Origin of the sequence: Mesorhizobium sp. M1006 (assembly GCF_040318825.1) — a bacterium.
Lineage (GTDB): Bacteria > Pseudomonadota > Alphaproteobacteria > Rhizobiales > Rhizobiaceae > Mesorhizobium.
The window spans coordinates 12,384-37,790 of sequence record NZ_JAMYMZ010000033.1; the positions used below are offsets into that span (position 1 = coordinate 12,384).

Consider the following 25,407-nt stretch of genomic DNA (forward strand, 5'->3'; position numbering starts at 1 on the left):
CATGTCCGCTGTCACCGCCGCAACAAGCTCTCCGGCAAGCGCTGCCGGCAAATCCGCCTTGGTCAGGCTGGGAGCGGCGTTCGTTAGCCGGCTCGTCATCATCATCCCCTACCTCTGGCTGCTGTTCTTCTTTCTCGTCCCTTTCATCATCGTCTTCAAGATTTCGCTGTCGCAGACGGCGATCGCCATGCCTCCCTACACGCCGGTGCTCGATTTCCGCGGCGGCATTTCCGGGGTTATCGCGTGGTTTGGCACCCTCAATTTCGACAACTACATCTTGCTGACGCAGGATGCGCTCTACTTCAACGCCTATGTGACGAGCGTCATCGTCGCCGCCATTTCGACCGTCCTGACATTGCTGATCGGCTATCCCATAGCCTATGGCATGGCACGCGCCCCGGCGACGATCCGTCCGACCTTGCTGATGCTGGTGATCCTGCCGTTCTGGACCTCGTTCCTGATTCGTGTCTATGCCTGGATCGGCATTCTCAAGCCCGAGGGCCTGCTCAACGAGCTGCTGCTCGCCACCGGCATCATCAGCCATCGGCTGATCATCCTCAACACCTACACGGCGATCTTCATCGGCATCGTCTACTCCTATCTGCCGTTCATGGTGCTGCCGCTCTATTCGGCCTTGGAGAAGATGGACAATTCGCTGATCGAGGCCGCCAAGGATCTCGGCTGTCCGCCGACCAGCGCCTTCTGGAAGATCACCTTCCCGCTGTCGCTGCCCGGCGTCATCGCCGGCTGCCTTCTGGTGTTCATTCCCGCCGTCGGCGAGTTCGTCATTCCCGATCTGCTCGGCGGCTCGCAGACGCTGATGATCGGCAGGACGCTGTGGAACGAGTTCTTCGGCAACCGCGACTGGCCGGTGTCGTCCGCCGTCGCCGTCATCTTGCTGCTGCTGCTGATCGTGCCGATCATGCTCTTCCAGCGAGCCCAGGCGCGCACCCAGGAGCAGGACCAATGAACGCGACCTGGAGCCGCTTCAACATCATTTCGATCGTGCTCGGCTTTGCCTTTCTTTACCTGCCGATCGTCCTGCTCGTTGTGTTCTCTTTCAACGAATCGAAGCTGGTCACCGTCTGGGGTGGCTTCTCGACGAAATGGTACGTGTCGCTGTTCCACAACCGGGGTCTTATGGACGCCACCTGGGTGACGGCCCGCGTCGGCGTCATCTCGGCAAGCGTGGCGACCGTGCTCGGCACGCTGGCGGCGCTCACCTTGACACGCTACACGCGCTTTCGCGGCCGGCTGCTGTTTTCCGGCATGGTGTTTGCGCCGCTGGTCATGCCGGAAGTCATCACCGGCCTGTCGCTGCTGCTGCTCTTCGTCGCCGTCGGCCTCGACCGCGGCTTTCTGACGGTGACGCTTGCCCACACCACGCTAACCATGTGCTTCGTTGCGGTGGTGGTTCAGTCACGCCTGATCACTTTTGATCGTTCGCTGGAAGAGGCCGCGATGGACCTCGGCGCGCCACCGGTGAAGACCTTCTTCCAGATCACGCTGCCGGTCATCATGCCGGCTATCGTCTCCGGCTGGATGCTGGCCTTCACGCTGTCGCTCGACGATTTGGTTATTGCCAGCTTCACCTCGGGACCCGGCGCCACGACGCTGCCGATGAAGATCTACAGCCAGGTCCGCCTTGGCGTGACGCCGGAAATCAACGCAGCCTGCACCATCTTGATCGCGGTCGTCGCAGTTGGCGTGATCATCGCTTCGCTCGCAAACAAACGCCGCGAGGTGCAGCGCCAACGCGACGAGCAGGCCGCGCAGCGCGGTTGATGCTGCTGCTGCTTACTCTCCCGAAACGCCGCGGCTTATCGGCGAGATGAACGGCGTGCTCCACGTGCCGCCGACGAAGAACGACGACTGATTGGGTCCCTGGCCGTTCGTCTGCGTGGCAGCCTGGCTCGGCTGGACGATGCCGCCGGACAGCGCCAGCCCGCGTCCGGCATAGGATGCGATGCCGGAAAGCCAGATCTTGTATTGCGCGGAATTCACCTCGGCCTTGTCGATGCGCGCCACGCCGTTCGAAATGCTCGCCTTGAGCTCGGCCCCGTCGATCGGCAGCGTTCCGTCCGAGACGTCGTCCAGCGCGAAGAATCCGCCCTGTTCGGTGTGCTTGAGGAACGCCGGCAGGTTAAGCCGGCTCAGCGCACCCGCGCCGAACGTCGCCGACAGCGAGCCATTGGCGTTTTCGAAAATCGAGTCCCAGGTTCTGCCAGGCCCCTTGAGGATGACCGAAACGGTTCCAGTGCCGATCGGCACCAGCCGTGTCATCCCGGCCGCGGTGCCGAAAGCGCCGCCGTCGATATCGGAAGCAAGCAGCCGGATCTCGACTTCCGTGCCGGCGGGCTTGCGGTCGAAACGGACGCTGCTCTGGACGTTGCCGCCAAAGGCGGATGCATCCGAGATGTCGAAGACGGCAAGGCCGTTCTTGACCTGGGCAGTGGCAGCGACGTCGGCAAGCTGGATGGCGCCGGCGGTGGCATGCGCCGCCGACAGCCTGAGATCGAGATTGATCCGGTCGGCGAAGCTCGTATCGATTTCGCCCGGGCCGGTGCCGCCGGCGGATGGTACCGGCGTAAAGGCGGAGAGAAATGATCTGAGGTCGAGCGTATCGAAGGCAAGTGTGCCGGAGATCACCGGCAGTGCCTCACCATAGGTGAAGTCCAGCGCACCCATTCCCGGGTTGTTGTCGAGGGTCAGTGCCGTGTTTTCAAATTTGACTCGCCCGGCCGTCGCCGTGATCTTGCTTGAAACCGAGATCGAGCCGATTGCGGCACCGGGCGCGATGCCGGCCTGCGACCATTCGAGCACGCGTCGGAGCGAAGGTGCGGCGAATTTTGCCTGGCCGTCGAAATAGCCGTTCTCCGACATGCTGGCGCGGCCGTCGAACGAAAAACTGGCCGGTGCCGCCTTGAAGGAAAATGTGGCCGGTGCTGTGCCGCCACCAAACAGCACGAGCGGGTTCGGCGATGCGGCGTCGATGGCAACACTTTCGCCGCGCCATATCCCGGTCGCCGACAGCGTCGCATTGCTGTTCATCGCGGCCCAGTTCGCCTGGCCGCTCAGGCTGCTCAATATCTCCTGGTCCTTGCCGCCGATGGCAGCCACTACGCGGCCGTCCCTGAACTCGACTGTGCCGAACGGATCTGTCGGCAGCTTGCCGAGATCCGGCTTGGCGGGATTTGTGTTGATCACCGCGCGGGCAGCATCGATCGAACGCGTAATGCGCCCGCCGCTGGGAATCGCAGGCAGGAAAAACCCGCTCGCGGTACGCTGAACCCGGATCGTCGGTCGTACCAGCCGCGCCGTCGAAAACACCACATCGCCACGCAGCGCCGCCATCGCTGAGAGGTCGACCTCGACCCGTTCGGCCTCGACCACGGGCGGCGCATCCGTCTCTGTCCATTGCGACAGCGTCACGTCGCTCAGGATCGCCCGGAAATTCGGCCAGACCTCGATACGCGGCGCGCCGTCGATGGTGACCCGGAAACCGCTCCACGCGCTCATTTCCCACGCGATACGGTCGCGTACGATGCGGGTCGAGGCGATCAACGGCAAGGCTGCGACAACCAGCGCGATGACGATGACGGCTGCGCCGATCGCCCATATTCCGCGTCGGATCAAAGGTGATGGCATATCGCCCCGTATGCTTCCATTCCGACAAAATCGCCCGACGGGTGTAACCGACGGCTGACGCATTTCAAGTCTTTATGGCCCGGCGATGGCATTTGCGCACACCCTGACCGGCGCGGTCCAACAAAATCTTGCTCTGCTGCATCGCGATATGCATAAGCGATGCAGCCTACGGAGAAACAATGATGGCTGACGACGCACCGCTCTGGATCCCGACGCAAGAGCAGATCGACGCGGCGCCGATGACCGCCTTCATGAACGCCGCGGCGAACTTAGCCGGCGAGGCTTTCTCCTCCTATACCGACCTGCATCGCTGGTCGATCGATCACCGCGAGACCTTCTGGAGCCTGGTCTGGGACTTTTGTGGCATCGTCGGCGACAAGGGCGAACGCGTGCTAGTCGATGGCGACAAGATGCCCGGCGCGACCTTCTTCCCTGATGCGAAGCTGAACTTCGCCGAGAATCTCCTCAAGAAAACCGGGCTTGGCGACGCAATCGTCTTTCGCGGCGAGGACAAGGTCGAGCGGCGGCTGTCCTGGAACGAGCTGCATGCGCTGACCTCGCGCCTGCAGCAGCTTTTCCTGTCACTCAAGGTGAAGAAGGGCGACCGCATCGCCGCGATGATGCCCAACATGCCGGAGACCGTTGCTGCGATGCTGGCGGCCGCCTCGATCGGCGCGGTCTGGTCGTCCTGCTCCCCAGATTTCGGCGAGCAGGGGGTTCTCGACCGGTTCGGCCAGATCGAGCCTGTCGTGTTCATCGCGCCGGACGGCTACTGGTACAATGGCAAGGCGATCGAAGTCGCCGACAAGATCGCGGCCGTGGCGGGCAAGCTCGCCACCGTCCGCAAAGTCCTCATTGTCGACTATCTCGGCACCTCGCTCGACGTCGCCGCGACCATCGGCAAGGCGGCTGCGCTGGAAGAGGCGCTGTCACCCTTTGCCGCAAGGCCTGTCGCCTACGAAAGGCTGCCGTTTTCGCATCCGCTGTACATCCTGTTTTCATCGGGCACGACCGGCATTCCCAAATGCATTGTCCATTCGGCCGGCGGAACGCTGATCCAGCACGTCAAGGAAGAACGGCTGCATGCCGGCCTGCTCGACGGCGACCGCTTCTTCTACTTCACCACCTGCGGCTGGATGATGTGGAACTGGCTGGTGTCGGGCCTGGCATCGGGCGCCACCTTGCTGCTCTACGACGGCTCGCCGTTCTACCCGGACGGCAATGCGCTGTTCGACTTCGCCGATGCCGAAAAGATGACCTATTTCGGCACCTCGGCCAAATTCATCGATTCCGTGCGCAAGGCCGGCCTGAAGCCGATCCGCACGCATGATCTTTCCAGCGTGCGCACCATCTCATCGACCGGCTCGCCGCTATCGCCGGAAGATTTCCGCTTCGTCTATGAAGGCATCAAGAAGGACGTGCATCTGGCTTCGATTTCCGGCGGCACCGATATCGTCTCCTGCTTCGTGCTCGGCGTGCCGATCGAACCGGTATGGACCGGCGAGATCCAAGGGCCCGGGCTCGGCCTTGCCGTCGATGTCTGGGACGATGACGGCCGCCCGCTCCGCCAGGAGAAGGGCGAGCTCGTCTGCACCAAGGCGTTTCCGGCAATGCCGATCGGCTTCTGGAACGACCCTGACGGCAGGAAATACAAAGCCGCCTATTTCGAACGTTTCGACGATGTCTGGTGCCACGGCGATTTCGCCGAATGGACCGCCCATGGCGGCCTGATCATCCATGGCCGTTCCGACGCCACGCTCAATCCGGGCGGTGTCAGGATCGGCACGGCGGAGATCTACAATCAGGTCGAGCAGATGCCGGAAATCCTCGAAGCGCTGTGCATCGGCCAGGATTTCGACAATGACGTGCGTGTCGTGCTGTTCGTGCGGCTGGCGGCCGGCGTTGAGCTCGACGCCGAGCTGGAAAAACGCATCCGCGCGAAAATCCGCACCGGGGCGAGCCCGCGCCATGTGCCGGCCAAGATCGTCGCCGTCAGCGATATTCCACGAACCAAATCGGGCAAGATCACCGAGCTCGCGGTACGCGACATGGTGCACGGCCGCGCCATCAAGAACAAGGAAGCGCTCGCCAATCCCGAAGCGCTCGAGCTGTTCCGCAGCCTGCCGCAGCTTGCCGACTGACCCCGGGATCCAAGGTGGCGCCGTTTTGAGGTCCCAGGTATCGTTAACAAATTATCTCTTCGGAATTTACCTAGATTTCATGAGTGGTACACATTGGTAAATTTTCCGGCGTGCCGGTAAGGATTTGTTAAGGCCCGGCATCAATAGTCGTGCGTAACTTGAGGGAGAAATCCCGTTCCTCTTAGCCCCGAGAGGATCTGATTCGCTCAAGCCCCGTTGTGACAGCAATTCCAATTTCTCAAGGCGTCCTGTTGGACGCCTTTTTTCTTGCGCAACCATAGCTAACCGGCGAGCACGCGGGTCGAGGGAAAGGCGACTTCGACCAGGGTTCCCTCGCCGGGCGTCGAGTTGATGGTGAACCGGGCCCGGTTCGCTTCGACCATCGCCTTGGTCAGCGGCAGCCCAAGACCCGTGCCGTCGCCACGGCCGCGCTTCAGCGCGTTGATCTGCTTGAACGGCTTCAGCGCCTGCTCGATCTCGGACTGGCTCATGCCGATGCCGGTATCGCGCACGCGCATGACGACATCGCCGGAGATCTCGTAAGCCGTCGACACGATCACCTGGCCGCCAGCCTGCGTGTAGCGGACGGCATTCGACAGGATGTTGAGCGCGATCTGCCGCACGCTGCGCAGATCGGCCACCACTTCCGGCAGCCGCGAGGCGAAGCTGGAGCGGATGATGACGCGTTCCCGGTTGGCTTGCGGCTGCATCATCGCCACGGTTTCGGCCAGCGTGTCGTTAAGCGACACCGCCTCATAGGCCATCTCCTGCTGGCCGGCCTCGATTTTCGAAATGTCGAGCAGGTCGTTGACCAGGTCGAGAACGTGGTTGCCCGAACGGTTGATGTCGCGCAGATAGTCGCGATAACGGTCATTGGCCACCGGCCCGAATTTCTCGTCGACCATTAGCTCGGAAAAGCCGATTATGGCGTTGAGCGGCGTGCGGATCTCGTGGCTAATGCGGGCCAGAAAATCGGTCTTCTGCGACGAAGCGCGTTCGGCGACTGCGCGCGCCTGGGTCAAGTCCTCTTCGGCCCGCTTCCACTGGGTGATATCGCGCACCACCGCACAGAAGCCGCTGTCGTTGGGCAGCCTGCCGATAGTCATGAACAGCGGAATGAAACGCCCCTGCGCCTCGCGCCCGATCACCTCGCGGCCATCGTTCATCACGCTTGCAACGCCGGGCTCCGACAACCCCTCGAGATAGTCACGCGCCGCGCGCTGGCTTTCGATCGCAAACAGCGAGACGAACGGTTTGCCGGTCACCTCGTCGCTGTCGAAGCCGAACAGCGCTTCCGCCGGACGGCTAATTGAACGGATCGTTCCGTTGCGGCCGATCAGCACGACGCCGTCGGTGGCGGTGTCGATGATAGTGCGCATTTCGGCAATACGTGCCTTGAGCTCGGAAACATCCGGCTGCGTTTGGTCTTCGGCGGCGCCATGTGGAATGGCTGCTGCCTCGTCGTCGCCGGAACGACGTACGACCAGCATCAGCGCCTTGCCGTTTCCCCAGGGCACGGAGCGTAAAATCGCATCGATCGGAAACTCCTGACCTTCGCGCGTTTTCAGCCGCAGAGCGCGGTCGCCGCCGTCCGAACTGCCGTCGTCGGCATAAGGGTCGGCAAACAGCGCGCCGAGCCCGCCAGCCTCGTCCAGGGCATTGAGCGTCGCATAGCCGGTCAATCTGAGGAATTCGTCGTTCGCGTAATGCAGCTGGTCGCCGGAATGGATAAGCACCGGCACTGGCAGCTTGCCGAGGATCGAGGTATCCGGCCCCGTGTTGTCCTCTCCGGCAAACGCCGACGGCACGAAGCCGTCGAGTTTGAGCGGTGGTGCCTGCGGCCGCTCGACGGGCGGCACATGGCCGGCAGCGTCGGCTGCGGCTGCGCTGTCCTCGGACCAATCCTCGCTGTCCTCGGCGTCACGGAAGTCTTCGGCCGTCATGCTGTCGTCGTCGCCATCCCGCGGCGCTTCGGCGACGATCGTTCGACGGTTCGTGCTGGGCTCAACGCCTTCCTGCGCCTCATCTCTGGGTTCGCGGTCGGCATAGTCGAGCAGCGATCCGGAAACAGGGCGTGTGACGGGTTCGCCGGCTTGCGCCTCTGCTACCGCCTCATCCGGCTGCTCGCCGTCAAGTCGGGCGAGGTCCTTCTGGTCTTCGGTATCGGCCTCGGGCGGTTCGGCGGCAGCCGCCTCGCTTTCCGGACCTGGTTCCGGCATCTCACCCTTGTCCGTCGGGCCGGCTTCTTTCAGCTTTGGCTCGTCGGCCTTGCCGGCTGCCTCGACTTTCTCAACCGGCTTCTGCTTTCCGGCGCTGGGCTGTTCTTCGGCCGGGGTGCTGTCCTTCTTGAGACGCTCGCCAATCTCGCGAAACGCGCTGCGTTCCAGCGTCGACAGGCCCTTGTCGTTGGCCGGCTGCCGGTGCTCGGCCAGCCGGATCACCTTGTCGGCAAAACGCCGCTCGGGTTTTGGCACGATGGTCAATGCCGGCACTTCGCCCCTGAACGGATCGGCGGGTTTAGGTGTCTCGGGGAGAGGTTCGACGGCTTTCGGCCCGATGGTCGCGGCAGGTTTCTCCTCAGCGACAAGGGCCATGCCGACGGCATCCGGATCGACCACCGCATCGCCGCTCCTGGCCACGCCGAAACCGCGAAAACCTTCGAAAACGCGGCTGCGGCTGTAAACCGGGAGCGCCGCCAGATCGACGGGTATCTTCAGATCGGTGCCGGCGACCGGCCACAGCACGGAGCGGCCGGACCAGGTGTCGCGCCGTTCGAGCAGGCCGGCGATCTCGCCAGAAGCATCGAGGCCATAGGCGGCCGAAACATCCTCGAAGCGGCGGCCGATCACGTCGGCGGCAGGCTTGCCGACGAGTTCGGCAAATTCCGGCGACAGGGCGCTGAAATGGCCCTCCGCGTCGGTACGCCAGACGAAACGCATGGGCGCGGCGGTGCGATCGATCGCCGAAGCGCGGTGTTCGGCCGGCGAGGCGGCTTTGGTGGCTTTTGCGGCGCTTTCCGGCGAAGTATCCGGGCTGGCCTGCGAAGCGTCCGGGCTGGTCTCGACTTCGCCGGACGCAGCTGCCCCGGGCGGGACCTGCGTGTCGTCGCCGGCATTGAAGTACCAATGGTCATGCTGCGTCGGCGTTTCGCCAACCGTGCGGTGATCGTCGGCCGCGTCGGCAGGTTCGTGCTCCGCCGATGCTGAGGTGCCTTCCATCGCTGCAAGGTCGATCTCCGCCGCGCCGCTGCTGGCGATCGGCTGCTCGTTGTCCTGGTCCGTTGGCTGGGGAAGATCGCCACCGCTCGGTGCCGCTGCCGCCTCGGTTTCCCCGCCGGCGCGTTCGCCATCGGGAGCCTCGCCGTCAAGCCGGTCCTCGTCGATCACCACCAGCAGGTGCCGCTCTTCCGTCAGCCGGGCAAGGCCCGCGGGATAGGAGCTGGACCCACCCGGAACCAGGCGCTTGACGATGCGGTCGCTCTCGTTCGCCACGTCGGCGACAAGCGCGGCCAGCGTCTCAGGCCGGATGCCGAGCGCCGAAAAGCCGTCCGATGCGGCGGCGATATTGCCCTTGGCATCGACAAAGGCGATGTAGTGGCCGTCTTCCGTAAAGCCACCGATGGCGCGGTCGGCGATCTCGGCCGCGCTGCGCGAGCCGGTCTGCGCCGCCGGCAAGGCCAGCATGATGGCTTCCTCGCCATCGGGCATGGTCACTGCGCTGGCCAGGAAGCCGACCGCGCGGCTGGTCAGGCCGGTCGCCAGCCGGACCATGATGGCACGGTCGCGGCCGATCTGCGGAAAACCGCTGGTTGCCATGATCTGGCGCCGGGCGATCAGCGGCAACCCTGCCGAGGCGCCGATGATAGCGCCGATGTCCGGATAGCCGAATACCGCCGCGCCGGGCCCGTTGGCCCAGATCACCTGCTCGAGATCTGCCGACAGAATGGCGATCGCGTCGCCTGCGGCGAAGCGCAGGCGGACGGCGTCGAGCACGGCGACGTCAAGGAAGGAGTAGTTTTCAGCCGGCATGCGCTTGGCGACCCTCACAGAGCGGGCAATTTGCGGTTAACGCTTTGTTAATAAAAGCCGACGGCGCGAAGGTCCACAAGTCATAGCGTGCAACCAGCGGAATCTCTAGGCGCGTGGTTAACGCCGCGAACCAAATATTTTATGGTGCGATGCAACAAACATGTTGCAATGCACAAAATTTGCCTTTATATTGCCATGATAGATGAACGAGACGGCATTTTGTCAAAGCCGCTGCCGCTGAAAAGGATGGAAAATGTCCAGGACCAAGACCGCTGAAACGATCGAAAACGTAGAATTCCCGAGCTTCGACGCTTCGAAGGCCACCGACCAGATCCGTGCCTTCGCCGAAAAGGGCGTCGAGCAGTCGAAAGAGGCCTACGCCAAGCTGAAGACCGGCGCCGAGGAGACCCAGAAGGCTCTGGAGTCGACCTACGAGACCGCCAAGTCCGTTTCCAGCGACCTGTCGCTCAAGACCATCGCCGCCCTGCGCGCCAATGCCGAAGCCGGCTTCTCGCATTTCGAAGCGCTGATCGGCGCCAAGTCGCTGTCGGAAGTCGTCGAGTTGCAGACCGCTTTCCTGCGCAAGCGCGTCGAAATGACCGTCGAGCAGGCTAAGGACTTCCAGGCGGTTGCTGCCAAGGCGGCCGAGGACGTATCCAAGCCGATCAAGACCGCCTTCGAGAAGGCCGTGAAAGAAATCAAGATCGCCTAATATTTGCGCACAGTTTGACGATGCATCAAAAGGTCGCATTTCGTCAGACAAATAGATGTGCGATATAGTGGTTCAAGTGAATACCCGGCGGGTGGAACCTCCTCCCTCTGCTCACCGGGGTGACCAGCCAGCACCTCCTCCCGCTGGCTCGTAACAGGAAAAGGCCGGCACCTCCTCCCGCCGGCCTTTTCTTTTGTCCGGCGGAAAATGACTCGATGCCGGAGCGAGCTTTTGCCTTGCCAAAAGCCTTGAATTAAACTCCGATAGCCCGTATGGACGCATCGCCGAACGACAGAGCGGGTCCCGAACGTTTCATCTCGATCCCGCTCAGGCAAACGTGCCGTTGTAGCTCAGATGGTTAGAGCGCCGGATTGTGGATCCGGAGGTCGCTGGTTCGATCCCAGCCAACGGTACCATTCAGCTTTCAGCCAGGTTTCTGACCAATAGCGCCGAGCGTTCACTACGATCCCGTAGCGCTCACCCGCGGTCCCGCGCCTGACGCGCGCCGCGCAGGTGATCCACGAGGGCTCTCAGCTTCGGCGCGATATTTCGTCGGCTTGGGAAATAGAGATAGAAACCCGCAAACGGCGGAAGATAGCCGTCGAGGATTGGCACGAGCTCGCCGCGGTCGAGCCAGGGGCGGAATGTATCGGCCATGCCGAACGTGATCCCGGCGCCCGCAACGGCCAGCCGGATCATCAGCCACATGTCGTTGGTCGTGATCTCGGGCGCGACTGCCACGTCGAACTCGCGCCCGTCCTCGCCGAACTCCCAGCGATAGGGCGAAACTCCCGGCGCCGGCCGCCAGCCGATGCATCGACGTGCCACAAGCTCGCGCGGATGGGCGGGTGCTCCGAACTTTTCGAGATAGCGCGGGGCGCAGACGGCCATCTGTCGCTGATCGCCCGATACCGGCACGGCAATCATGTCCTGCTCGATCACTTCGCCGAGCCTCACTCCCGCATCATAGCCTTCGGCAACGATGTCGAATTCCTCGTCGGTGACCACAATATCCAGATGCACCTCGGGAAATCTTTCTGCAAAGGACGCCAGCAATGGTCCTGACAGAAAGGCCTCTGCGATAGACGAAACCGCGATCCGCAGGCGGCCGCGCGGGCGGTCCAGCAACTCCGTGGTGGCTTCGATTGCCGCGTTCACGTCGGCGATCGCCGGTGCGACGCTCGCCAGCAGGCGCTCGCCCGCTTCGGTCAGGTTGACGCTGCGTGTCGTGCGCTGCAGCAATGCGATGCCAAGGCGCTGTTCAAGCCTGAGGATGCTCTGGCTGACCGCTGAGCGCGTCACGCCCAACCGGTCTGCCGCAGCGCGAAAATTGCGTTCCTCGGCCACGGTGACGAAGACGGCAATTGCATTGAGATCGATGTCCATTGGTTAGCCAAACTTACCATAGAGATTAACGGCGGGCGGCTTATCGCGACAATGCCATGGCTCTATCTCTGTCGCAACGGCAAGAAAGGCTTGATCCCCCGATCCAGGTCGATGCCGGCTGACCAAGGAGATACCCCATGACATCACTGCCTTCCTCCTGGAACCTGGATGGAAAGGTCGCTCTCGTGACCGGCGCGGCACGCGGAATCGGTCGTTGCACGGCGGAGCTGCTGCGTGCGCGCGGGGCCCGGATCGTGGCAAGCGATCTCAGCGACAGCGTACGCGAATTGGAAGCCGAGGATGTGGCAACGCTGGTCGGCGATGTCGCCGACGAGGACCTGGCCAGACGCTCGGTCGAACTCGCCGCGAAGCGCTTCGGACGACTGGATATCGTCGTGAACAACGCCGGTCGCACGCTCAACAAACGACTGACTGAGACCTCGGTCGACGACTATGACCGCATTCTGCAGATCAACGCGCGCGGCAGCTTCGTCACTGCCCGTGCCGCTGTGGAACTGATGGCCGCCGGCGGTGGCGGCGCGATCGTCAATGTCTCGTCGATCTCGGCGGTTGCGGCCTTCGAGACGCAGGCGGCCTATGCCTCGTCCAAGGCGGCTGTCGCACAGCTGACCAAGGTGATCGCGATCGAATACGGGCGCATGGGCATTCGCTGCAACGCCGTTGCCCCTGGCGTGATCGAAACCGACATCATGGAAGGCGTGGTGGAGAATGGCCGGGAGATGCTGCGCAGCTTCGGCGGCGCGCATCCAATCGGCCGGATCGGCCAGCCGCAAGAAGTTGCCGAGGCCATCGCCTTTCTTGCCTCGCCGGCGTCCAGCTTCATCACCGGGGCCTTGCTTCTGGTCGATGGCGGCTACACCGCCCAGTGAGCCCCCCAATAGGGCCGGCGCGCCGCGGGAGCTCACCCGCACCCAATCCCTTCACATCGTGAAAATAATCACAGACCAAAAGGATCATCTCGATGACCATGAACAGAGTTGTTCTGATCACCGGTGCCTCCAGCGGCATCGGCGCTGGCATTGCCCGCGAGCTTGGCGCGGCAGGTGCGAAGCTGATGCTCGGCGCACGCCGCACCGACCGCCTTGAAGCGCTTGCGGCCGAAATCGAGGCATCTGGTGGAACGGTTCGCGTGCGAGCGCTCGACGTCACCAGGAGGGCGGATGTCGCAGCATTCGCCGACGCAGCCCGGGCCGAATGGGGCCAGGTCGATGTCATCGTCAACAATGCGGGCGTCATGCCGCTGTCGGCCATGGCAGCCATGAAGGTCGACGAGTGGGAGCTGATGGTGGACGTCAACATCAAGGGTGTTCTGTACGGCGTCGCGGCGGTTCTGCCCGAGATGACGGCACGCGGCTCCGGTCACATCATCAATATCGGTTCCATTGGCGCACTGGCCGTCTCGCCCACGGCTGCCGTCTATTGCGCAACGAAATTACGCTGTCCGCGCGATTTCCGATGGGCTCCGCCAGGAGAGTGACGATATCCGCGTAACCTGCATTCATCCTGGCGTGGTGGAAAGCGAGCTGGCGAACACGATCTCCGACGAAGCCGCTGCCGCCGCCATGAAAAGCTGGCGTGCTATTGCACTGAAACCCGATGCCGTCGCCAGGGCAGTGCGCTATGCAATCGAACAGCCCGACGATGTCGACGTCAACGAGATAGTCGTGCGTCCGACGAAGGCGGCGCATTGATGCGATCCACTTTGGCCGCAGTGCTTACGGGTATTGCCGTTGCTGTAGCTCCAACCGGCCTGACCCTTCCTGCAACTCCAATCCTTGCGGAGGAACCAATGACGCACCAAGCTCATCCCTATGTCGGAATGTGGGTCACCGAGGATCGCCATATCAGGCACGAACTCCTGGCGAACGGCCGTTATGACGAAGCGCGCGGTGACCGCGAAAGCGCCTACCGGGGACGCTATGAAGTGCACGGCAACCACATAGAATACTGGGACGATACGGGCTTCACCGCGGATGGTGAGTTCGTCGAAGGCGTCCTCTATCATGCCGGCATGATCCTTTACCGCCAGCGGTAGAGAGCCACCCTGAGACAAGCACTTCAGGGTTTCCACAAGACGCTATTGCATGCCTTGCATGAGGCGCTCGGCAGCTTGCACGGCAAGGCCCGTCACACCACATATCTCCCAGCAAGCGCGGCGGAAAGAAGCAGGACCGCAAGCAGAGTCGACATTGCAAATGGTTATCACTATATAGCGGCGGCTTTGACGGCTCGCCTCTTACATGGTGCCGGCGAGAGCGCGGTAAATGTGCTAGTCATTGCGACATCTATTGTGATCTAAAACGGCTTGAAAACCGACAAAAAGCAAATAGAAACAATAGCGCGGGTCGAACGAGTTTCCTCGAGAGAATCAGTCCTCAAGAACTAGAACGTGCTCCTTGAACCCTCCATTCCCTTCGGCTCTGTGGACCTCGGACAAGTTCGGCTTGCCGGGCGAAGCCGACTCGGCTCGAATGGCAGCACGCATCTTTTCGAAGATGCCGACGTTTATGATTACCAACCGGCATAGCCGCTAGGGAAACAGCAGTATGAGTGAACACGCAATCGAGTTCTTGCGCGGGTGGATTGGCGAAAAAGTCCACTGCCAGCCCTCGCCAGCCAGGATCGAGAAGCAGGCCGAGACCCTCGCCAGGGAATGTGCGGCCAAGGCCGCCGAAGCCGGCATACCCCTGGAGGATATCCAGGAAGAGGTCGGCGACATTCAGGAGCTCATTGCTTCGAGGCTCGAAGAGGCGGCCGAGGCCGACCAGGACGAGCAGAATTCCAACAAGCCTGCCGGCTGACGGACCGCCCCCCGGCAAAACCTGCCGGGCGAACATTGCCTGTCTGATGCAGTTGCGCGGTCTTATCGCCGCGCAGCTTTGCCAAATCTCTCCTCGAGCCATGCTTCCGGCAACGCTGGCACGAAATTGTCGTCGCGCCCGGTCATGTCTTCATTGGCGACCAGAGCATTGAGGATTGCCTCTTCCACGCTCTGAACGACGGCGTCGAAGAACGGGTTGATGTCGGCATCCGGTATATAGCCGGCGCTGACCAGCTTGCCGGCCGCGCCGCGCGCCGCATCGGCATTGGCCGTGCTGAAGGCCAGAAAAATATCGCCGGATGAATTGTATCCATAGCCGCCGGTCAGCGCGACGCCGAGCGGCAGGCGTTTCGCCAGCCGTTTCAACTGGTGCGGCATGAATGGCGCGTCGGTGGCGACGATCGCGATGATCGAGCTCTTTTCCGCTCGCGGCGTGTTGTCCCGGGTCGCCGGTTCGGCGAGTTCCGCTCCGGCTCTGATGCCACGGATCACGAGGTTCCGCCGTGCACCGAAATTCGACTGGACGAAGCAGCCGATCGTGAAACGCTCTCCATTCCAGTCGACGCTGCGCGAGGATGTGCCGGACCCTGCCTTGAAGCCGAAGGTGATCATGCCTGCGCCGCCGCCGACGCTGCCCTCTTCGATCGGCCCGCTTTCAGCCGTTTCGAGCGCGGAAAACACGTGCTCGAAGCTCACATGGTGGCCGTTGATATCGTTCAGGAAGCCGTCGTAAGTCTCGCCCGCCACCGGCAGCGCCCAGGCGCTGTCGAGCGATTGCGGCAGCACCGCCTGCATCCAGCGCAACGTTGCGTCGCGGCTGACGCCGCAGGAATGCGTGTTGGTGATGGTGATGGGAAGATTGAACGCTCCAAGTTCCTCTATCAGATGCGAGCCGGTCAGTTCGCCATTGCCATTGGCGCTGAACATCCCGGCGAACGCCGGGACGGCCAACTCGCCTCTGGGCCGTGGCAGGATCGCGGTCACGCCGGTGCGTACCGGACCCTTGCCGACGACGAGCGGCCCATCCCCTGAGATCAGTGTCGTATAGCCCACCGTCACGCCAGGCACATCGGTGATGGCGTTGAAGCGGCCCGGCGTTCCATCGAATGGGATCGCGAAGGCGCGGGCGCGCAGTTTGCCCGAGGGCATTGCAAGGTGCGGGTCGGTCATTTCACCCTCAAAGAAGTCTTGGTCACCCTCAGAAGAGCGAACCTTGGCCGCCCGGCGCCTTGAGCTTGGCCGCGGGCTTCGCAACCGTCTTCGGCCGCATCGTGCCACTGATGGCGACTGCATCGGCGGTGCCGTCGGCGAACTCCAGTGAAAGCGCCATCCCCGACACAACTTCTGCCGCGTGCTTGACCACGGCGCCGTCCACATCCTTGACCAGCGCGAAGCCTCGCGCCAGCACGGCCTTGTGCGAGAGCGTCGCCAGCAGCCGGTCGGCCTGCGTCAGTTTTCCACGCAGGCGGTCCAGCCGTCTTGAAATCGCCTGGTCCTGCCGCCGTGTCAGTGCCAGCAGTGCATCGCCTTGCAGTTTCTGCCGTCTGGCGATGGGCGCCGGTGACAGTCTGGTCGCCGTGCGTGAAAACCGCGCCCGACGCTCGCGCACGATGGCGAAGAAAGCCGCTTGCGCACGGGCGAGGTCGCGGCGGGTCAGCGTGCGGGCTTCGTTCATGCGCCGCGACAAGGTCGCCGGCGTCAGCCGCTGCCCCAGAAGCCTGGCTCGCTTGCGCTCGACGCTGACCGACAGCGCCCGGCCGAGCCGGCTCGTCGCCTCGTCGAAACGCCGCCGCGGCAGCGCCAGCAACTGGTCGGGCGAGGGCAGCGCCCGGGCGGCCGCGCGTGCCGCCTGCCGCTTGCGTTCGAAATTGCGCGACAGTGCGGTCTTCAACCGCGCGCCAAGGCCGGCAAGCGTCGCTTCGAGGTCGACCTTGACCGGCACGGCGATCTCGGCGGCGCCTGTCGGCGTCGGCGCCCGCACATCCGCAGCCAGATCGATCAATGTCCAGTCGGTCTCGTGGCCGACCGCGGAAATCACCGGAATACCCGAAGCGGCGACGGCCCGGGCGAGCGCTTCGTCGTTGAAGCCCCACAGATCCTCCAGGCTGCCGCCGCCGCGTGCCACGATCAACAGATCGGGCCGCGCGATGGCGCCGTCCCATGGCAGTGCGTTGAAGCCGTTGACGGCAGCGGTCACTTCCGCACCCGCCGTCTCGCCCTGCACCCGCACCGGCCAGACCAGCACGTGCAGTGGAAACCGATCCTTGATGCGGTGGATGATGTCGCGGATGACGGCGCCTGTCGGCGAGGTGACGACGCCGATGACGCAGGGCATGAACGGCAGCCTGCGCTTGCGCGCCGCATCGAACAGGCCTTCGGCCTGCAGCCGGCGCTTGCGCTCGTCCAGCAGCGCCATCAGCGCACCGGCACCGGCCGGCTCGAGATTGTCGATAACGATCTGGTAGTTCGACTTTCCGGGATAGGTGGTGAGCCGGCCGGTGGCGATCACCTCCATGCCTTCCTCCGGACGGAATTTCAGCCGGCTCATTGTGGTCTTCCACACCACGGCGTCGAGCCGCGCGCGATCGTCCTTCAGGCAGAAATAGGCATGGCCGGAGGAATGCGGTCCGCGATAGCCGGAAATCTCGCCGCGCACCCGTACATTGCCGAAGACGTCCTCGACCGTACGCTTCAGCGCGCCGGAAATCTCGCTCACCGTATATTCGGTAGCGTTGGTGCGTGATTCGGATGCTGCGTCGCTCATCGGCCGATTGGGGGACGATTGCTGGCCGGCGTCAAGGCGGCCGTGTTCGATGTCCGCCCCAATCGCGCGATCACCAGCCCGGCAGGATCTGGTTCGGCTTGGTCCGCTTCATCTTGGCGAAGGCGAGGGCGGCGAAGTCGAACGTGCCGGTCTCCTCGCCGAGTGGCACGGAAATATTGTCGAGGCTCTCCGAAATGTGGCGCGCAAGCGCGTCGACGATCTCCGGCCGCGAGGTCTGACCGCGCATGATGCCGATGCGGCAATCGGGCAGGGCGCCGAAACCATCGGCCTCGCCCAGCACCCGCATGCCGGGCCGCAGGGCGCATTCCGGCAGCACCGAGATCGCCAGGCCGGAAAGCACCGCGGCGGCGATGACGGTGGCAGAGAAGCTGGTGAACAGGATGCGATAGTCGCGGCTCTGCTGATCGAGCACGTCGGCGGCGGCCCGCCGCCAGATGCAGTTCGGCCGGCCGAAGGCCATCGGCAGGATCGGCTGCTCATGCGTCGCATGGTTGGCCGAGGTAACCCACAGCAGCGGTTCGCGCCGCACCACTTCCGACTGGCCGCGCGCGTCGTTGTGCGTCACCAGCGCCAGGTCGAGATTGCCTCGCTTGATGTGCTCGACCAGTCCCGGCGTCGGTTCGCAGATAACGGTCAGTTCGACATGCGGGTTAGAACGGGCAAACCGCGCCATGATCTCTGGCAAGAAGCGATCGGCATAATCGTCCGGCGTGCCGATGCGGATGGTGCCTTCGAGCCGGCGGTCGTCGAAGGCGGCCAGTGTTTCCTTGTTGAGATAGAGCAGCCGCCTTGCGTAGGAGAGCAGTCTGTCGCCTTCCTCGGTCAGCCTGTTGGTGCGGCCGTCTTTTTCGAACAGCGGCTTGCCGATCCGTTCCTCCAGCCGCCGCATCTGCATCGACACCGCAGACTGGGTCCGATGCACCGCTTCCGCCGCGCGGGTAAAGCTGCCGGTGTCGACAATCGAGATGAAGGTCTGCAACTGATCGAGATCGAGCGGCGCTTTCATTGGCCTAATCCATCATTGATGCTGATGCTAAAGATTAGAAACATTCGTTGGATTAATCAATCGCGCCATGGCAAATTCCGATTGTCCACATGAAGCGAATGCATGTCGCCCAAAAGTGGGCACCGGTTTTGGGGCGACGACATGCATCATCTTAGATGAATCGAAGCCGGAATGGCCGCTGTCGCCAGCGCCCGATCGACCGGTTTCGCCCGTTCGAATGTGAAGGAGACCGACATGGCTACGTTTGATTTCGCTACCGAGACCTCGCGCATCACCTCGCGTCCGGCCGTTGCGACGCGCGTGGCCAATGCCGCTGCCAATGTTTACCGCGCCTGGAAAAACCGCCGCGCCTTTTATCGCCTCGGCGAGATGTCGGATGCCGAGCTCGCCGACATCGGCCTGACCCGCGCCGACCTGCACGTCGCTGTCGGTGTACCCTTTGGCCGCGATCCGACAGAGAGGCTTCGCGTCATCGCCGTCGAGCGCGCCGAAACGATCGAGGATATTGCCCGCAAGGTCGTGTGATCGCGTGGGTTTCGCCGTTCGGGCGCGTTGAACCTTTTTGAGGCACGACGCCACCAAGTTGCGCAGGCTCCCCACTCCCTGCCGGATCCCCCCGGCCAGCCTGCGCGCTGCCCGGTCCTCCCAGGACCGGGCTTTCTTTTTTGGGCGGCACTGATGATTGGTTGCCGGTATCTGGTCTAGCGCCGGCCCATGCCCTGCTTGAACTGGTCGAAGATCGACTCCATGCCTTTCTGGTAGTCGTCGCGCTGCTGGGCGCCTGTCTCGAACATCTTGCCGAACAGGTCGTCAAACGGATTTCTCGGCCTGCCGCTCGGATTGGCCTGCGGCTGCGGCGCCTGGGGTTGCTGCGGCGCCTGACGCGGCTGAGACTGCGGTGCGCCACCGCCGAACATGTCCTGCAGTACCTTGCCGAGCGGATTGTCACCATAAGGGTTCTGTGTTTGCTGGGGTTGGTTCTGCGGCTGCTGTGGCTGTGGTGCACCGCCGCCGAACATATCCTGCAGCACCTTGCCGAGCGGATTGTCACCATAAGGGTTCTGCGTCTGCTGCGGCCGACTTTGCGGCTGCTGCCCGCCGCCGAACATGTCCTGCAGCACTTTGCCCAGCGGGTTGTCGCCGTAAGGGCTCTGCGTCTGTTGCGGCTGCTGTGCGCCGCCGAACATGTCCTGCAACACCTTGCCGAGCGGGTTATCCGTGGGGCCTGCAGGCTGAGGGGCCGGCACCTGGCCGCCGCCGCCCGCCTGCCGCATCATCTGCTCGATGAGCTCGCCAAGCGGATTACCGCCACCGCCTGCCGCATGCGTCTGCCCGCCTAGCTGGTTGGTGGTCTGCTTGAACAGCCCGCCCATCATCATCGAGGCGATTGCCGGCAGCATCTGCTGCAACACCTGCTGGCTGACGCCGCTCGCCTGCGCGGCCTGGTTGGCGACGGCCCGCGACAGGTCCTTCGAGCCGAACAAATGGCCGAGAATGCCGTTGCCTTCATTGAGGCCCTGCGGCGAGAAGGCCCGGCTTGCATCGTCGAAATATTTGGCGTGCTGGCCGCTGGCCATCGCCGTCATGAAGGAGCCGAGCCCGTAAGGGTCCGCCGTGTTGCGCTTCAGCCCCTGCGAAAAGGCCGGCAGCAGCGCCGCGACCGCCGCCTGCGTCTGTTGCTGCGAAAGCCCGAACTGCTGGGCCAGCGCCTGCATGCCGTTGCCGTTCTGGGCCTGCGCCAGAATATCGAACAAGGAAGGCATTGATTTCTCCTCCGGGAAAATCCTCGTTGGAGAAGCCTAGTTCGTTTCCATCAGCGATTGAAGCGAATTTGCCGGACCATCGGCCAAGCGGATAGCGAAGCGTTAATACGCGTATTCCATGAACACCGGCTCGATCGAGCCGCCCCAGCGTGTGTGGTAGGCCGAGAGCATCTCTTCGGCGCTGGTGGTGCCGCGCGCGACGACCTCGTCCAGCGTGTTGAGGAACGAGGTCTCGTCATAGCCGTCGCGGTTCTTGCGGCCGCGGTTCTTCAGTCCCATGCGCGAGATGACGAGCACGTCGCGGGCGATCTCGCGCAATGTCGTGTTGCGGAAGGGCGCCGAGATGCCCTGTTCCGGCACCGCGTTGCGCATTGCCAGCACTTCGTCGTAGCTCCAGCTCGAGGTCAGCGCCTCGGCCGCGTCGAGCGCAGCCGCATCGTAGAGCAGCCCGACCCAGAAGGCCGGCAGCGCGCAGATGCGCCGCCACGGCCCGCCATCGGCGCCGCGCATTTCGAGAAAGCGCTTCAGCCGCACGTCGGGGAACAGCGTTGACAGATGGTTCGCCCAGTCGCCCATCGTCGGCAGCCCGTCCGGCAGGTCGTTGCGGGCAGCACCCGCCATGAACTGGCGGAAGGTGATGTGCGTCATGTCATGGTACTGGCCGTCGCGGATGACGAAATACATCGGCACGTCGAGCGCCCATTCGACATAATCGGCAAAGCCGAAATCGGGCGAGAAGCAGAATTCGAGCAGGCCGGAGCGCTGATTGTCGGTGTCGCGCCAGATCTCGCCGCGCCAGCTCTGCAGGCCGTTCGGCCGGCTTTCGGTGAAGGGCGAGTTGGCAAACAGCGCCGTCGACAGCGGCTGCAGCTTCAGCGACACCTGCATCTTGCGGCGCATGTCGGCTTCGCTTTCGAAGTCGAGGTTCACCTGGATCGTGCAGGTCCGGTACATCATGTCGAGACCTTTGGTGCCGACCTTGGGCATGTAGCGGGTCATGATCTCGTAGCGCGATTTCGGCATCTTCGGCGTCTCGGCCAGTGACCATTTCGGGCTGCCGCCAAGGCCGAGAAAACGAATGCCCATCGGTTCGGCGATCTCGCGCACCTGCGCCAGATGCGCATTGCCTTCGCGGCAGGTCTGGTGGATCGTCTCCAGCGGCGCGCCGGACAGCTCGAACTGGCCGCCGGGCTCCAGCGAGATCGCGCCCTGGCCGGTCGGCTCGACCAGGCCGATGATGCGGCCGGCATCCATGATCGGGTCCCAGCCGAGTTTGTCCTGCATGCCTTCGAGGATGGCGCGGATGCCGCGCTCGCCGCCATAGGGCACCGGCGCATTGCCGTCGACATAGAACGGGAATTTCTCGTGCTCGGTGCCGATGCGCCATTTGTCGCGCGGCTTGTTGCCTTCGGCCAGATGCTCGACGAGTTCGTCGACGCTTTCTATCGGCCGGAAGTCGGTTGTATCGCGCGCCATAGGAGCCCTCCGCACATGACCCTGAAAATCGGCTTCGATTTTCGGAAGGGATCAGGTGCCCAATCAAATGCTACAGCGTCCTTTACGCGCCCGAAAGGACACGCGGCCACTGCCGGCGCTAGATGGACGAAATGTCAGTAGCCGATCAAGCGAAAAATCCTGAGCCAGCGGGTAATTGGAATTGATCACCAATCGCCGATTGTCGCCTGGATCAGCGCCAGTGCCGCCACCGCCGCCGTATCCGCTCGCAGGATGCGCGGCCCGAGCGGAATCGCGGTAACGAAAGGCAGCGCTCTCAGCATCTTGCGTTCCTCGTCGGAAAAGCCGCCCTCCGGTCCGACCAGCAGACCGAGCTTTCTCTCCCGCACCACCTGCAATGCCGGCAGGGGATTGTTGGTCGATGCATCCTCGTCGCAGAAGATCAGCCGCCGCTCCCGGTCCCAGCCTGCCAGCAGGCGTTCGAATTTTTCCGCTTCGCGCAGCTCCGGCACCGCCAATATGCCGCATTGCTCGGCCGCCTCGACGACATTGGCGCGCAGGCGCTCGATGCCGGGTTTTGCCACTTGTGTATGCTGGGTGATGACCGGCTGCAGGATGCCGGCGCCCATCTCCACCGCCTTTTGCACGAGGTAGTCGAGCCGCCCTTGCTTCAGTGGCGCGAAGCAATAGACGAGATCGGGCAACGGCGGCTGCGGCCGCTGCAATGCCAGCAACTTCAGGCGCAACGCCTTCTTCGACTTCGCCGCGATCGCCGCCGACCATTCGCCGTCGCGCCCGTTGAAGACCAGAATTTCGGCGCCTTCGCCGAGCCGCAGCACGTGCGAGAGATAATGGCTCTGCTGCGGGCCGACGTCGAACTCGATGTCCGGTCCAAGCCCGTCCGGCACGAACAGCCGCTGCATCTTGTAATTGGCGCGCATCGCCGAGGAATGCGGCAACGTCACCCTCGGCGTCAAGCCTCGGCGGAAGGATGCCAGACAGGCTCGTAGCCTTCCTGCAGCACCGAAACAGTTGTCGCTGGCGTGACCAGGCGGATTGGACTGTCGGTAAAACCGCCGAACCCCACCGGTTCGCCATAACCGCCGAAACTCCAGGGCAGCGCGGCGCCGTCAAACAGGACGTACGCCCTGTTTCCTGACGAGATCATCGTGCCGTCCGGCAAGTCCGCAAGCGCTTCCGGTTCCAGTCTCGTCGCCCGCCCGCCCGATGCCAGCCGCTCCTTGTGCAGGCGCTTGTCGAGCTGCGGCGCACGTGGCTCGGCAATGCCGAAGGCGTCGCCGAAACGCCGGACAAAATCCCTGGCCCGCTCGCGCCGGCAGAAGAAGCAGGGACGGTGGCCGGCGGCAAGCGCCGTCACCTCGTCGAGGAAAAACAGCTCGGTCCAGCCGGCCTTGCCGCCAGCCCGGTTGCGCCCCATCGGCTCGCGCCGCACGTTGCCGAATTCGCAGACGCAGATGATCCAGGCTTGCAGCGCCCAGCGCTTCTTCAACAGCGTTCTCGTCTCGGGGTCGTGAATGATGCCGCGATTGCCCATGAACAGGCCGCGCTCCGGCACGGCATGGATGGTGCCGAACGGGTCGATCCGGTTTTGCAGTGGCATAGGCGTTCCCTGTTGGCTGCAATGCTGGCGCCATGATATCGCTCGTTGCATCAATTTCATGTCAGCAGGTTTCGATGCGGGTCTTGGTTGTCCAGAACTTCGACAATGAGGGCCTTGGCCAGATCGGCGCGGCGCTTGTCGAGGCGGGTGCCGCTATCGACCTGCGCCGTCCCTACCGCGGCGACGCGCTGCCGCAAGATAGCGGCGGGCATGACGCCATGGTGGTGCTCGGCGGCGCGCAGAATGCGCTGGACGACGAGCTCTGTCCTTATTTTCCGGGCCTGCTCGACCTGACGCGCGACTTTGCCGAGAGGGATCGCGCGGTGCTTGGTATCTGCCTCGGCAGCCAGTTGGTCGCGCGCGCCTTTGGCGGCGAGAACCAGATCGGCGGCGCATCGGAGTTCGGCTGGCACGAAGTCGCGCTCACCGCGGCGGCGCAGGCCGATCCGGTGCTCGCTGCCTTGCCTGAAAAATTCCCGATCTTCGAATGGCACGACGACACCTTTGTCTTGCCCGAGACTGCCGTGCGGCTGGCCGGCAACGCCGTCGCCGAGAACCAGGCGTTCCGCATCGGCCGCGCCGTCTACGGCTTCCAGTTTCATTTCGAGGCCGACCGGCCGATGGTTCGCGACTGGAGCACGTCCTTCGCACCGCTGATCGCCGAACGCCATCCGGATTGGGCCGTCCGGCTCGACGACGAAATGGCCCGCAACGGACCGCAAGCCGATGCCGCCGGCCTGGCCATCGCCCGCGCCTGGGTGGCGACGATCTGACGGCCCATATAGTCAACGTATTTGGCGACGTTGCATATTTGGCACGCGGCGGCAAATCCGCCGGGGATAACGCGTTTCATCCTTGGCCTGTGTCTGTCCGCCAGCCTAAAAGGCGCGCGCTCTGCATCTTGCGTGCAACCGCGATGAACCTTTCCTGTGACCCGCGCGACACACCGCCGATACAGAACATGCCTAGAAGCGCGAAACCGTCCGACATTTGCGACGTATTTTGCGTTTCAACGCATTGGTAACCCGCTCGTGCATAGATGCAGGAAGCTCAACAAGAGATGACGTCCGTGAAAGCAGCCTTTTTGTCCTTTGTCATGTTGTCGGCTATCGTCTTGTGCGGCCTCGGCATTTATTCCGCCGACGCGGCCAACGACCACAATGCCGTTGACGGCTACGGCGTCACCGCCGCGCTTCGCTAGCCTCTCTGCTCATAATCCGACGCGTTTCCTACGCCCGCTCACCCGTCACTGTCAGGACATGCTTGTCCGCGCCGTCCACCACGAGCGCGGTGAGGTGTCCCGACTGCCAGGCGAGGGTGTCGACATTGACGCGGTTGCCGGTGATTTCGGCCTTGGGCACCGGCGTATGACCGTGCACCACGATCTTCGGATGAAGGCCGGTGTGATCGTGGAAGACCTCGCGGATCCAGATCAGGTCCTGCCGGCTCTGGCTTTCCAGCGCAACGCCGGGCCGGATGCCGGCATGGCAGAAGAAGAAGTCGCCGAACGTCACTGAGAAGGGCAGCGAGCGCAGGAACTCGACATGGTTCTGCGGCACCGCCTCGACCAGTGCGGCGTGCCCTTGCCGCAGTGCCGCATCGGCGCGGCCAAACCAGGCGCTGCTCCCACCGAGCGAGACACCATACGATAGCGCAGTCTGGATGCCGCCATAGCGCATGAACAGCCCGTCCGGATCGGGGACATCGAGAAAATCGAGAAAGCCGAGATCATGATTTCCGGCGAGCATCAGGTGACGCGGATCGCGTCTTTGCGCGTCGATCAGGAAATCGATGACGCCCCTGGAGTCCGGGCCGCGATCGACATAGTCGCCGAGATGGATCACGCGCCAATCGGCCGACAGCCTTTGACCGAGCTCCGCCTCGATCCGCCGGTGCATGGCGGTCAGCAAATCGAGCCGGCCGTGCACATCGCCGATCGCATAGAGGCGCATGCCTTGCGGTCCGCGCGCCTCGTAGAAACTGATGCCGGGCTCCGTCAATGCCTGCGTCGCCTCCATCA

Annotated in this window: 21 protein-coding genes, 1 tRNA gene and 1 pseudogene; 12 read left to right on the top strand and 11 right to left on the bottom strand. The window is 63.4% G+C overall.

What is annotated here, in order from left to right:
- Position 1: 1 nt before the first annotated feature.
- A complete protein-coding gene (locus tag NKH60_RS24780; RefSeq protein ID WP_352450936.1) occupies positions 2 to 970 on the top strand; it encodes an ABC transporter permease subunit in 969 nt (322 codons plus the stop codon).
- Positions 967 to 1,785, top strand: coding sequence for an ABC transporter permease (locus NKH60_RS24785; protein WP_023677454.1), 819 nt, complete (start codon positions 967 to 969; stop codon positions 1,783 to 1,785). Before NKH60_RS24780 ends, NKH60_RS24785 begins: the two co-directional genes overlap by 4 nt.
- Before the next feature lie 12 nt (positions 1,786 to 1,797).
- Here NKH60_RS24785 and NKH60_RS24790 read toward each other — a convergent pair whose 3' ends face one another.
- Positions 1,798 to 3,648, bottom strand: a complete 1,851-nt coding sequence (locus NKH60_RS24790; protein WP_352472706.1) for an AsmA family protein — start codon at positions 3,646 to 3,648, stop codon at positions 1,798 to 1,800.
- Positions 3,649 to 3,830: 182 nt separating this feature from the next.
- Here NKH60_RS24790 and NKH60_RS24795 point away from each other — a divergent pair, with 182 nt between their 5' ends.
- Entirely contained in the window at positions 3,831 to 5,789 is a 1,959-nt protein-coding gene (locus NKH60_RS24795; RefSeq protein ID WP_352616684.1) for an acetoacetate--CoA ligase, read from the top strand.
- Between the two features lie 281 nt (positions 5,790 to 6,070).
- Here the strand turns inward: NKH60_RS24795 and NKH60_RS24800 are convergent, their stop codons facing one another.
- Complete coding sequence (locus NKH60_RS24800) at positions 6,071 to 9,817, bottom strand: PAS domain S-box protein (RefSeq protein ID WP_352873668.1); 3,747 nt, start codon at positions 9,815 to 9,817, stop codon at positions 6,071 to 6,073.
- 253 nt (positions 9,818 to 10,070) lie between these two features.
- Here NKH60_RS24800 and NKH60_RS24805 point away from each other — a divergent pair, with 253 nt between their 5' ends.
- Together NKH60_RS24805 and NKH60_RS24810 are read left to right on the top strand one after the other, a co-directional pair.
- Positions 10,071 to 10,529 carry a phasin gene (locus NKH60_RS24805; protein WP_254819298.1) on the top strand — a complete coding sequence of 153 codons (459 nt, stop codon included), beginning with the start codon at positions 10,071 to 10,073 and terminating at the stop codon, positions 10,527 to 10,529.
- A 339-nt stretch (positions 10,530 to 10,868) separates the two neighbouring features.
- Positions 10,869 to 10,945, top strand: a tRNA-His gene (locus tag NKH60_RS24810).
- 61 nt (positions 10,946 to 11,006) lie between these two features.
- On the opposite strand, the gene NKH60_RS24815 is transcribed toward NKH60_RS24810, so the two are convergent.
- On the bottom strand, positions 11,007 to 11,915 hold the full coding sequence (locus tag NKH60_RS24815) for a LysR family transcriptional regulator (protein ID WP_352616690.1): 909 nt from the start codon (positions 11,913 to 11,915) through the stop codon (positions 11,007 to 11,009).
- A gap of 137 nt (positions 11,916 to 12,052) precedes the next feature.
- On the opposite strand from NKH60_RS24815, the gene NKH60_RS24820 reads away from it, so the two are divergent.
- The 4 genes and pseudogenes from NKH60_RS24820 to NKH60_RS24835 all read left to right on the top strand — a co-directional run bounded on the left by NKH60_RS24820 (position 12,053) and on the right by NKH60_RS24835 (position 14,737).
- Complete coding sequence (locus NKH60_RS24820; RefSeq protein ID WP_352616693.1) at positions 12,053 to 12,805, top strand: SDR family NAD(P)-dependent oxidoreductase; 753 nt, start codon at positions 12,053 to 12,055, stop codon at positions 12,803 to 12,805.
- Positions 12,806 to 12,897: 92 nt separating this feature from the next.
- Positions 12,898 to 13,627, top strand: a pseudogene (locus tag NKH60_RS24825) (SDR family oxidoreductase).
- Positions 13,627 to 13,971, top strand: a complete 345-nt coding sequence (locus NKH60_RS24830; RefSeq protein ID WP_352472700.1) for an Atu4866 domain-containing protein — start codon at positions 13,627 to 13,629, stop codon at positions 13,969 to 13,971. The pseudogene NKH60_RS24825 and the gene NKH60_RS24830 overlap by 1 nt, the downstream one beginning before the upstream one ends.
- Positions 13,972 to 14,482: 511 nt before the next feature.
- Complete coding sequence (locus tag NKH60_RS24835; protein ID WP_023719384.1) at positions 14,483 to 14,737, top strand: DUF768 domain-containing protein; 255 nt, start codon at positions 14,483 to 14,485, stop codon at positions 14,735 to 14,737.
- Positions 14,738 to 14,799: 62 nt separating this feature from the next.
- Here NKH60_RS24835 and NKH60_RS24840 read toward each other — a convergent pair whose 3' ends face one another.
- The 3 genes from NKH60_RS24840 to NKH60_RS24850 all read right to left on the bottom strand — a co-directional run bounded on the left by NKH60_RS24840 (position 14,800) and on the right by NKH60_RS24850 (position 18,548).
- Complete coding sequence (locus NKH60_RS24840) at positions 14,800 to 15,927, bottom strand: DmpA family aminopeptidase (RefSeq protein ID WP_352616697.1); 1,128 nt, start codon at positions 15,925 to 15,927, stop codon at positions 14,800 to 14,802.
- Positions 15,928 to 15,955: 28 nt separating this feature from the next.
- Positions 15,956 to 17,521, bottom strand: a complete 1,566-nt coding sequence (gene xseA, locus NKH60_RS24845; protein ID WP_352616699.1) for an exodeoxyribonuclease VII large subunit — start codon at positions 17,519 to 17,521, stop codon at positions 15,956 to 15,958.
- 70 nt (positions 17,522 to 17,591) lie between these two features.
- Positions 17,592 to 18,548, bottom strand: coding sequence for a LysR substrate-binding domain-containing protein (locus NKH60_RS24850; RefSeq protein WP_023680469.1), 957 nt, complete (start codon positions 18,546 to 18,548; stop codon positions 17,592 to 17,594).
- Between the two features lie 234 nt (positions 18,549 to 18,782).
- On the opposite strand from NKH60_RS24850, the gene NKH60_RS24855 reads away from it, so the two are divergent.
- On the top strand, positions 18,783 to 19,073 hold the full coding sequence (locus NKH60_RS24855) for a DUF1127 domain-containing protein (RefSeq protein WP_352616701.1): 291 nt from the start codon (positions 18,783 to 18,785) through the stop codon (positions 19,071 to 19,073).
- Between the two features lie 176 nt (positions 19,074 to 19,249).
- Here the strand turns inward: NKH60_RS24855 and NKH60_RS24860 are convergent, their stop codons facing one another.
- The 4 genes from NKH60_RS24860 to NKH60_RS24875 form a co-directional block, all read right to left on the bottom strand.
- A complete protein-coding gene (locus tag NKH60_RS24860) occupies positions 19,250 to 20,311 on the bottom strand; it encodes a DUF937 domain-containing protein (protein WP_352873672.1) in 1,062 nt (353 codons plus the stop codon).
- A gap of 102 nt (positions 20,312 to 20,413) precedes the next feature.
- Complete coding sequence (locus tag NKH60_RS24865) at positions 20,414 to 21,787, bottom strand: glutamate--cysteine ligase (protein ID WP_352541776.1); 1,374 nt, start codon at positions 21,785 to 21,787, stop codon at positions 20,414 to 20,416.
- Between the two features lie 185 nt (positions 21,788 to 21,972).
- The gene (locus tag NKH60_RS24870) at positions 21,973 to 22,707 is read right to left on the bottom strand and encodes a 16S rRNA (uracil(1498)-N(3))-methyltransferase (protein ID WP_352472734.1); all 735 of its coding nucleotides are present in this window, start codon (positions 22,705 to 22,707) and stop codon (positions 21,973 to 21,975) included.
- A gap of 32 nt (positions 22,708 to 22,739) precedes the next feature.
- Positions 22,740 to 23,387, bottom strand: coding sequence for a hypothetical protein (locus tag NKH60_RS24875; RefSeq protein ID WP_352616707.1), 648 nt, complete (start codon positions 23,385 to 23,387; stop codon positions 22,740 to 22,742).
- Positions 23,388 to 23,461: 74 nt separating this feature from the next.
- Here NKH60_RS24875 and NKH60_RS24880 point away from each other — a divergent pair, with 74 nt between their 5' ends.
- Both NKH60_RS24880 and NKH60_RS24885 read left to right on the top strand, forming a co-directional pair.
- Entirely contained in the window at positions 23,462 to 24,160 is a 699-nt protein-coding gene (locus NKH60_RS24880; RefSeq protein WP_352472693.1) for a type 1 glutamine amidotransferase, read from the top strand.
- 287 nt (positions 24,161 to 24,447) lie between these two features.
- Positions 24,448 to 24,588, top strand: a complete 141-nt coding sequence (locus NKH60_RS24885) for a hypothetical protein (protein WP_292664785.1) — start codon at positions 24,448 to 24,450, stop codon at positions 24,586 to 24,588.
- 28 nt (positions 24,589 to 24,616) lie between these two features.
- Here NKH60_RS24885 and NKH60_RS24890 read toward each other — a convergent pair whose 3' ends face one another.
- Complete coding sequence (locus NKH60_RS24890) at positions 24,617 to 25,387, bottom strand: metallophosphoesterase (protein WP_352616719.1); 771 nt, start codon at positions 25,385 to 25,387, stop codon at positions 24,617 to 24,619.
- Positions 25,388 to 25,407: the final 20 nt, after the last annotated feature.

Coding starts and splice junctions, on each gene's coding strand:
- NKH60_RS24780 (WP_352450936.1), top strand. CDS start 2: ATGTCCGCTGTCACCGCCGCAACAAGCTCTCCGGCAAGCGCTGCCGGC.
- NKH60_RS24785 (WP_023677454.1), top strand. CDS start 967: ATGAACGCGACCTGGAGCCGCTTCAACATCATTTCGATCGTGCTCGGC.
- NKH60_RS24790 (WP_352472706.1), bottom strand. CDS start 3,648: ATGCCATCACCTTTGATCCGACGCGGAATATGGGCGATCGGCGCAGCC.
- NKH60_RS24795 (WP_352616684.1), top strand. CDS start 3,831: ATGGCTGACGACGCACCGCTCTGGATCCCGACGCAAGAGCAGATCGAC.
- NKH60_RS24800 (WP_352873668.1), bottom strand. CDS start 9,817: ATGCCGGCTGAAAACTACTCCTTCCTTGACGTCGCCGTGCTCGACGCC.
- NKH60_RS24805 (WP_254819298.1), top strand. CDS start 10,071: ATGTCCAGGACCAAGACCGCTGAAACGATCGAAAACGTAGAATTCCCG.
- NKH60_RS24815 (WP_352616690.1), bottom strand. CDS start 11,915: ATGGACATCGATCTCAATGCAATTGCCGTCTTCGTCACCGTGGCCGAG.
- NKH60_RS24820 (WP_352616693.1), top strand. CDS start 12,053: ATGACATCACTGCCTTCCTCCTGGAACCTGGATGGAAAGGTCGCTCTC.
- NKH60_RS24830 (WP_352472700.1), top strand. CDS start 13,627: ATGCGATCCACTTTGGCCGCAGTGCTTACGGGTATTGCCGTTGCTGTA.
- NKH60_RS24835 (WP_023719384.1), top strand. CDS start 14,483: ATGAGTGAACACGCAATCGAGTTCTTGCGCGGGTGGATTGGCGAAAAA.
- NKH60_RS24840 (WP_352616697.1), bottom strand. CDS start 15,927: ATGACCGACCCGCACCTTGCAATGCCCTCGGGCAAACTGCGCGCCCGC.
- xseA (WP_352616699.1), bottom strand. CDS start 17,521: ATGAGCGACGCAGCATCCGAATCACGCACCAACGCTACCGAATATACG.
- NKH60_RS24850 (WP_023680469.1), bottom strand. CDS start 18,548: ATGAAAGCGCCGCTCGATCTCGATCAGTTGCAGACCTTCATCTCGATT.
- NKH60_RS24855 (WP_352616701.1), top strand. CDS start 18,783: ATGGCTACGTTTGATTTCGCTACCGAGACCTCGCGCATCACCTCGCGT.
- NKH60_RS24860 (WP_352873672.1), bottom strand. CDS start 20,311: ATGCCTTCCTTGTTCGATATTCTGGCGCAGGCCCAGAACGGCAACGGC.
- NKH60_RS24865 (WP_352541776.1), bottom strand. CDS start 21,787: ATGGCGCGCGATACAACCGACTTCCGGCCGATAGAAAGCGTCGACGAA.
- NKH60_RS24870 (WP_352472734.1), bottom strand. CDS start 22,707: ATGCGCGCCAATTACAAGATGCAGCGGCTGTTCGTGCCGGACGGGCTT.
- NKH60_RS24875 (WP_352616707.1), bottom strand. CDS start 23,387: ATGCCACTGCAAAACCGGATCGACCCGTTCGGCACCATCCATGCCGTG.
- NKH60_RS24880 (WP_352472693.1), top strand. CDS start 23,462: ATGCGGGTCTTGGTTGTCCAGAACTTCGACAATGAGGGCCTTGGCCAG.
- NKH60_RS24885 (WP_292664785.1), top strand. CDS start 24,448: ATGACGTCCGTGAAAGCAGCCTTTTTGTCCTTTGTCATGTTGTCGGCT.